This is a genomic window from Nguyenibacter vanlangensis, assembly GCF_013376155.1.
Taxonomy (GTDB): Bacteria; Pseudomonadota; Alphaproteobacteria; order Acetobacterales; family Acetobacteraceae; genus Gluconacetobacter; species Gluconacetobacter vanlangensis.
This window is the reverse complement of the sequence record NZ_JABXXP010000092.1, coordinates 1-7,984: the sequence shown is the minus strand read 5'-3', so window position 1 is coordinate 7,984 and position 7,984 is coordinate 1. Positions and strand designations below refer to the sequence as shown.

Genomic DNA, 7,984 nt, shown 5'->3' with positions numbered 1-7,984 from the left:
TGTTCGCGTCGGGCAATACCAGTCCATGCCACCATTCACTCCATCTCTTCGCAAAGACGGATGAATCACAACTGGCTGGTATTGTTCAAAAACTTTCGGATCGGGCTCTTAGCCCCTTCGCATTATCGGCACGCGCGGTTTCCGCACACCATCATACCAAAGTCTAATATTCCGACTCCCGCTGGATAGGCACATTGGCTGCGGATCATCGCGATCATAGGCTCTAAGCGCTGTAACGATCGTCGTCCAGTTCAGCTCGCCACACCAACCTTGAAAATCGGAAACGGCAGATGATTACCAGATATTATCGGGGTACATTTAGCGCAATAGCTGCGATCACTATCTGCGTTGGAACGCTAGCGGCGTGCGAGACCACTAAACAGGTTGTCTCCGACAAAGAGGACCATTTGGCTGCCGCAGGCTTTCTGTTCAAGCCCGCCAATACCCCGGATCGTCAAGCCATGCTCAATCGTCTACCGGCTCATAAATTCCTCCGGCGCGTCCGCGGTGACATCGTGTCCTATGTGTATGCCGATCCAACGGTTTGCGACTGTCTGTATGTCGGCGACCAGACAGCATACGGACAATATCAGGCTTATAGGCAAAGTCAGGAACTGGCTGATCAAGCACAAGCGACTGCAGACGAGTACTCTGACCCGGCCTGGAACTGGGGAGCTTGGGGGACGTGGGGACGCTGGGATCCGGGCTTGGGTTTCGGCCCCCGATTCGGATGGTAACCTCCGCGACGCCTGATTCGCTCGGAAATGGGGTCGGGGGTCAACGTTGAAAATCTGTCGCTGGACGGTGCGATGGTAGCGATGGCGTGTGATTTCGCAGCCGCGATGTCGGAGGATGAATGTACCGGACCATTGAGGCACGCTCGTTCGTAGGCAGCAGCCGACCCATTCTAGCACGGAGGGCGTCGGACACATCGGATTAGGGTTCGCAGTTCACAAGCGCTGCCTTCGCGGGCGTGCCATACAAGGCGGCCCCCGGGTCGCCATGCGCGGCCGGGTCCACTGAACGGGCCATGCCTTGATCGAGCGCTTGTGACGATCGTTAAAGCGCGGGGGCGTCTACCTGAAGGACCTACGCCGACAGGGCATGGAAGCGATGCCGAGCCAAGCCATGCTTGTGGCGCTGATGGCCAACGCCGACGAGTCACTCACATACTCGGGGCCCATCGGCGCAGTGGCGCTCTGGTGGTCGCCGAAAGAGAGGATAAACCCGACCTGAATCTTCCGACCTAGCATGGAGCCACGTCGCTCCTCAGGGCGGGGGTCCACTTCACGGCATTCGGATCGCAGAAGCGGCAGTCATTTCGCGCGGCATTTACCGCGCTGGTGACCTTGCCGCCAACCAGGGAAAAGGAATTCATGACTGACGAAGCGAAATGTCCATTTTCGGAGAACTCGCCCAGAAAATCCACACGCGGCACCCAGAATCAGGACTGGTGGCCGAACCAGTTGCGTGTCGATCTGCTGAGCCAGCACTCGTCTAAGTCCGATCCGCTGGGCCAGACGTTCAACTATCGCAAGGAGTTTGCGAAGCTGGACTACGCTGCGCTGAAGAACGACTTGCGCAAGCTCATGACGGACTCCCAGGACTGGTGGCCCGCCGACTTCGGCCATTACGGCCCGCAGTTCATCCGTATGGCCTGGCACGCCGCCGGCACCTACCGCCTGAGCGATGGCCGCGGCGGCGGCGGCCGGGGGCAGCAGCGATTCGCCCCGCTTAATAGCTGGCCAGACAACGTCAATATCGACAAGTCGCGCCGACTGCTGTGGCCAATCAAGCAAAAATACGGACAACAAATTTCCTGGGCCGATCTTCTGATCCTGACCGGCAATGTTGCGCTGGAAACCATGGGTTTCCGCACGTTCGGCTTCGCCGCCGGCCGCGAGGACACTTGGGAGCCGGATCAAGACGTGAATTGGGGTTCCGAGACCGCGTGGCTGACCTACCGGCCCCTCGAACATTTTGAAAAGCCCCTCAGCGCCACCGAGATGGGCCTCATCTACGTCAATCCAGAAGGTCCGAACGCCAACGGCGACCCGATTTCCGCTGCGGCATTCATTCGTGAAACGTTCAAGCGCATGGCGATGAATGACGTGGAAACTGTCGCGCTGATCGCTGGCGGCCACACCTTCGGCAAAACCCATGGGGCGGCGGCGGAATCCCACAAGGGTCCTGAACCCGAGGCCGCACCTCTCGAGGCCCAAGGTCTGGGCTGGATCAGCGACTACGGCACGGGACACGGCGCGGATTCCATCGGCAGCGGCCTCGAAGTGACCTGGACACAGACCCCAGCGCAATGGAGCAACTATTTCTTCGAGAACCTGTTCGAGTACGAGTGGGTGCAAACGCGCAGCCCGGCAGGCGCCATCCAGTGGGAGGCCAAAGATGCCGAAGCGATCATTCCCGATGCGCACGACGCGTCGAAGAAACGCAAGCCGACCATGCTGACCACCGATCTGTCGCTGCGCTTCGACCCGACCTACGAGAGGATCTCACGCCGCTTCCAGGAGAATCCGCAGGCCTTCGCCGAGGCCTTCGCCCGCGCCTGGTTCAAACTGACGCATCGCGATCTCGGTCCTCGCGCGCGCTATCTGGGGCCGGAAGTGCCCAAGGAAGAACTGATCTGGCAGGATCCGGTGCCCGCAGCCGATCACCCGCTGATCGATTCCGCCGATATCTCGACGCTCAAGGCCAAGGTCCTGGATAGCGGCCTGACGGTTTCCGAACTCGTCGGTACAGCCTGGGCCGCTGCGTCGACCTTCCGCGGCGGGGACAAGCGCGGCGGCGCAAACGGCGCGCGCATCCGGCTTGCACCGCAGAAGGACTGGGCGGCCAACCGGCCCGAACAGCTGGCGCGTGTGCTCAAACTGCTGAAAGACATCCAGATGGCGTTCAACCAGGAAGCTCACGGGGGCAAAAGGGTTTCGCTCGCCGATCTGATCGTGCTGGCTGGAAACGCCGGCATTGAGCAGGCGGCGAAAGCTGCCGGCCATGACGTAACGGCGCCCTTCATCCCAGGCCGTACCGATGCCTCTCAGGCTCAGACCGATGTGGGCTCGTTCGCCAGTCTGGAGCCAGTTGCGGACGGTTTCCGCAATTACCTGAAGGCCGGTTCCGCCGTGCCCGCCGAGGTGCTGCTGATCGATCACGCACAGAAACTGACCCTAACCGCTCCCGAACTGACTGTCTTGATCGGTGGCCTGCGAGCGATCAACATCAACTCCGATGGCTCGACCCGCGGTGTTCTCACGAATCAGCCCGGCTCGTTGACCAACGAGTTCTTCGTGCATCTGCTGGATATGAACACGCAGTGGAAGGCAGTTTCCGACGCCAAGGATGTGTTCGAAGGCACTGACCGCAAGACCGGCAGGCTCAAATGGTTGGGCACCCGCTTCGACCTCGTCTTCGGCTCGAATTCGGTGCTGCGCGCTCTGGCCGAGGTCTACGCTAGTGCGGATGCGAAGACGAAGTTCGTGAACGACTTCGTCGCGGCCTGGACCAAGGTGATGACCTTGGACCGCTTCGACCTAACATGATGCACCAACCAGCGGCGCCCCGGCACCGCTGGTTGGTTGTATTCCGTCAGTGTGTCCATCGCGGCCCGACAACTCAACTGTGACAGCTCACGTGAAGTGGTCACCATCCCATCCCGAGGACCAGGGGCGGCCGAATCTAAGTTGGACGATCTGGCTCTGTAGATCCTTTCTGCTCAGGCGACCAGCAGGTCGGCCTGCTAATGTTGTGCCTGTTGTCAGGCGAAGTGAGAAAGTGACCCCCTGTCGCAATGAGGAACTGACCCCCCTTCGTTTTTGAAAGGGGCACCGATGACGGAAGAAAAGAGCATGATTTCCGCATTGTCTGGAACGATGCGGGGAACGGGGATGCTGCAACCCGAGGAGGTTGCCGCGATGATGCGGCTGCACGGGCTTGGCTGGGGAGCCAAGCGGCTGGCGCGGGAGTTTGGCTGTTCGCGGAACACGGCGCGACGATATGTCCGTGCTGGCGGGGCGATCGCGTATCGGCAGCCTGAGCGGCGGTCGGCGTTCGATGGTCTGGACGATTGGCTTCGGGAGCGGTTCTTCCGGCACGACGGCAATGCCGACGTGATCCGCCAGGAACTGGCGAGCGAGCATGGGATCGTCATTGGGCTTCGCTCGGTCGAGTTGAAGGTCCGGCCGTGGCGGCGGGAGTTATTGGCCCGGAAGCGGGCGACGGTTCGCTTCGAGACGCCGCCTGGGCGGCAGTTGCAGATCGATTTCGGCGAGACGCGGGTGTGGATCGGCGATGAGCGGCTGCGGGTGTATCTGTTCGTGGCGACGCTCGGCTATTCGCGCCGCCTGCATATCCGCGCGTCGCTGAGGCAGGGACAGGCGGACTGGTTCGCGGGCATGGAGGGCGCATTCCTGCGGTTCGGCGGGGTTCCGGCGGAGATCCTGCTCGATAATGCCAAAGCCCTGGTCGAGCATCACGACGCGACGACGCGGGAGGTCCGTTTCAACGGGCGGCTGCATGCCTTTGCGCGGTATTGGGGCTTTGCGCCGCGTGCCTGTGCGCCGTATCGCGCCCGGACCAAGGGCAAGGACGAGCGCGGGGTCGGCTACGTCAAGAAGAACGCGGTCGCGGGACGGCGTTTCGCGAACTGGGCGATGTTCGAGGCGCATCTTGACCAATGGACGCGCGAGATTGCCGACCGGCGCGTGCATGGCACGACGGGCGTTGCACCGTCGGAGCGTTTCGCCGGCGAGGCCGAGGCCCTGCGCCCGCTCGGTGGACGCGCGCCGTTCGGCCAGTTGCGCGATCTGGTGCGCAAGGTTCAGGCCGATTGCGCGATCGACCTGGACACCAACAGCTACTCCGTGCCGTGGCGGCTGATCGGCGAGAGCGTCCAGATTGTGGTACTGGGCGGGCGCGTCGTCGTGCGTCATGCCGGGCAGGTCGTGGCGGATCATCCGCTTTGCGCGGGACGCCGGCAGCGGATCGTCGATCGCTCCCATCTCGCCGGCGTGGTCGGCGGACCGGCCGCGAACGGCCCATCACTTGCCGGGCTACCGACCCCGTTGCCCGACCTGCTCCGGCCGCTGGCCGAATATGAGGCTGTCGCGGGAGGGGCCTGGTGATGGCGGGCGTGGACCATGAGGCATTGGTCGGGATGCTGGACCGGCTCAAGCTGACGGCGATCCGCGACCAGCTGGACACGCTGCTCGACGAGGCGGCGCGCTCGGACATGACGTTACGCGAGGCACTGGCATTCCTGGTCGGGCGCGAGATCGCGCGACGCGACGAGCGCCGCATCGCCATGGCGAGCAAGATGGCGCAGTTCCCGTTCGTGCGGGAACTCGACGGCTTTGAGTTCGACGCCCAGCCGTCCCTCGATCCCCGGCAGGTCCGCGATCTGGCCGAGTGCCGCTGGGTCGCGCACGGCGATACGATCCTGCTGCTGGGGCCGCCGGGAACGGGGAAGACGCATCTGGCCGTGGCGCTCGGGCGCGAGGCGATCCGGCGAAACTACAGCGTGCAGTTCGTCACCGCCGCGACATTGGTCGCCATGCTGGCCAAGGCGCATGCGGACGGCGCGCTGGACAAGCAACTGGCGCTCCTATCGCGACCGAAGCTGCTGATCATCGACGAACTGGGCTATCTGCCGTTCGAAGCCAACGCCGCGCATCTGTTTTTCCAGCTCGTCTCAAGGCGCTACGAGCGCGGCTCGATCCTGCTGACCTCCAATCGCTCGGTCGGAGAATGGGGCGAGGTCTTCGGCGACCCGGTGGTGGCCACCGCCATCCTGGACCGCCTGCTGCACCATTCCACCGTGATCACCATCCGCGGCGACAGCTACCGTCTGCGGGAGAAACGACGCTCCGGCCTTCTGCAGAAGGCCGGAGCGTCCATCAGAGAAGCCGAGACAACCACATCATGACGGGGTCAGTTCCTCGCTTCGCCAAAGGGGCGCATTGCCTCACGCTGAATGTTACCGATAGGGTTTGCGTTCCGGGCTGGTGATGACGTCGATTGTCGTTCTGGCCGGGAGGCGAAGAATGGCGAGGCGGATCAGCATGGCGACGCGGGTCGAACTGGTATCGGCGATCAGGGATCGTTACCGATCATGCGGCGGGTCCGAAAAGACGCCTGTTCTCGACGAGTTCGTGGCGGTAACGGGCTATCATCGCAAGCACGCGATTCGGCTCCTTCGCAAAGACGAGGAGCCTCCCCGCCTTGGGAAGCGGACTGCGACACGCTATGGGGACGACGTCCGCGACGCCCTGGTAGCCGTGTGGGAGGTTTCCGACCGTTTATGCTCCAGGCGGCTCAGGGCGATGATCCCCGTGCTTCTGCCAGCGCTGGAACGGCATGGCCGTCTCAGCCTGGACGCCGATTTGCGCGAAAAGTTGCTGACTGTCAGCACGGCGACGATGGACCGCCTTCTCTCGCCGGTTCGCATTGTGGCGTGCGGGGGCCAAAGGCGGCGTGCCGGGCTGAGTTCGGCGGTTCGACGCTCGGTCCCGGTGCGCACGTTCGGTGACTGGCACGATCCGCCGCCCGGCTATGTCGAGGTGGACTTCGTGGCTCATTCGGGTCCGTCGTCGACGGGGAGCTTCGTGCAGACTCTGGTGCTGACCGACACCGCGACCGGCTGGACCGAGTGCATTGCGGTGCTGATGCGGGAAAGCAGCCTGGTGATCGCCGCTCTCGACCGGGCGCGTCAGCTGTTTCCATTTGATCTGCTCGGTGTCGATTTCGACAATGACAGCGCCTTCATGAATGATCTCGTGGTTCCGTGGTGCCGCAACCAGGGACTGGTCGTCACCCGCGCCCGCGCCTACCGGAAGAATGACCAGGCCTGGGTTGAGCAGAAGAACGGCGCCATCGTCAGGCGGCTCGTCGGGTATGGCCGACTGGTCGGCGCGGAATCGGCAGCGGCCCTGGCCGGGCTCTACGAGTCTGCGCGGCTTCATGGCAATCTGTTCCAGCCGTCGTTCAAGCTGCGTGAGAAGACGCGGACCGGCGCGCGGGTTATCAAGCGCTATCATCCGCCCCTGCCGCCGGCAGCGCGTGTTCTGGCTCATCCGGATGTCACCCCGACCGACAAGGGAAAAATCGAGGCGATGCTGGCCTCGGCCGATCCTGTGCTTCTGTTCGCGGAGATTCGGGCGGCGCAGGAGGAGTTGGGCCGGCGTGTCGACCGCCGGGGCCTGGGCGTGCAACCGGCAGAGTCCGATGCTATCGACCTTCAACGCTTTTCTGAAAGTCTGAAGACGGCCTGGCAGGCGGGCGAAACCCGTCCGACGCACCGTCGCCCTTACCGGCGTCAGAAGCCCATTCCGCGACGGCCGAGTATGTTCGATCCTCACGAAGCGCAGATCCGGGCGTGGCTTGAGGCGGAGCCGGCGCTGCCCGCGACGGAGGCGCTACGCCGTCTCCATGAGATCGATCCCGGGCATTTCGGAGACAGGCAGCTCCGGATCGTTCAAATCACTCTCAAGGCGTGGCGTCCCCAGGCCGCCGAACAGTTCATCCTCGGTCGGCACTGGAAAGAGGCGTCACCGGGATATCCTCCCGCCGCGGCGGGAGGATATCCCGGCTCCCTTTCCGTCGACGATCCTCGGTAACATTTTCAGATGAGGCAACACGAGGGGTCAGTTCTTCAATTCGTTTGACACCAAGGTGGTCTCGACTGCCACTATGGCCAAGCCAGCATCCACTTTACCTGGGCCGGCCACGACGAAATGAACGAAGCCTCCGGCGACGGAGATGTCCAACTCGAGGAAGACGGCACCCTCACCGGCGATATCCGATTCCATCTCGGCGACGAATCATCATTCACGGCGCGACGTTGGTAGTTTTTCCGCAGCCTGTTATACCAACGGTTATAGACACAGACTTGTGTGAGCCCATTTTCTGAGTCCGATGGATCGGATGGTTTCCGGGAGGGCGGCGAGATTGTTCCAGGCGGAACAGGCGGCGTCGA

General features: G+C 62.9%; 5 protein-coding genes. 4 read left to right on the top strand and 1 reads right to left on the bottom strand.

Annotated elements, in window-relative coordinates; all coding sequences use genetic code 11:
• Positions 1-1,376: 1,376 nt before the first annotated feature.
• The 4 genes from katG to HUK84_RS07180 all read left to right on the top strand — a co-directional run bounded on the left by katG (position 1,377) and on the right by HUK84_RS07180 (position 7,625).
• Positions 1,377-3,554: a catalase/peroxidase HPI gene (gene katG / locus HUK84_RS07195; protein WP_176639678.1), complete on the top strand. Its 2,178-nt coding sequence runs from the start codon at positions 1,377-1,379 to the stop codon at positions 3,552-3,554.
• A 288-nt stretch (positions 3,555-3,842) separates the two neighbouring features.
• The gene (gene istA / locus HUK84_RS07190) at positions 3,843-5,135 is read left to right on the top strand and encodes an IS21 family transposase (RefSeq protein WP_176639677.1); all 1,293 of its coding nucleotides are present in this window, start codon (positions 3,843-3,845) and stop codon (positions 5,133-5,135) included.
• A complete protein-coding gene (gene istB, locus HUK84_RS07185; RefSeq protein WP_176639679.1) occupies positions 5,135-5,935 on the top strand; it encodes an IS21-like element helper ATPase IstB in 801 nt (266 codons plus the stop codon). The genes istA and istB overlap by 1 nt, the downstream gene beginning before the upstream one ends.
• 136 nt (positions 5,936-6,071) lie before the next feature.
• Positions 6,072-7,625, top strand: coding sequence for an integrase catalytic domain-containing protein (locus tag HUK84_RS07180; protein WP_218064263.1), 1,554 nt, complete (start codon positions 6,072-6,074; stop codon positions 7,623-7,625).
• 27 nt (positions 7,626-7,652) lie between these two features.
• Here the strand turns inward: HUK84_RS07180 and HUK84_RS07175 are convergent, their stop codons facing one another.
• Positions 7,653-7,817 carry a hypothetical protein gene (locus HUK84_RS07175; RefSeq protein ID WP_176639676.1) on the bottom strand — a complete coding sequence of 55 codons (165 nt, stop codon included), beginning with the start codon at positions 7,815-7,817 and terminating at the stop codon, positions 7,653-7,655.
• Positions 7,818-7,984: the final 167 nt, after the last annotated feature.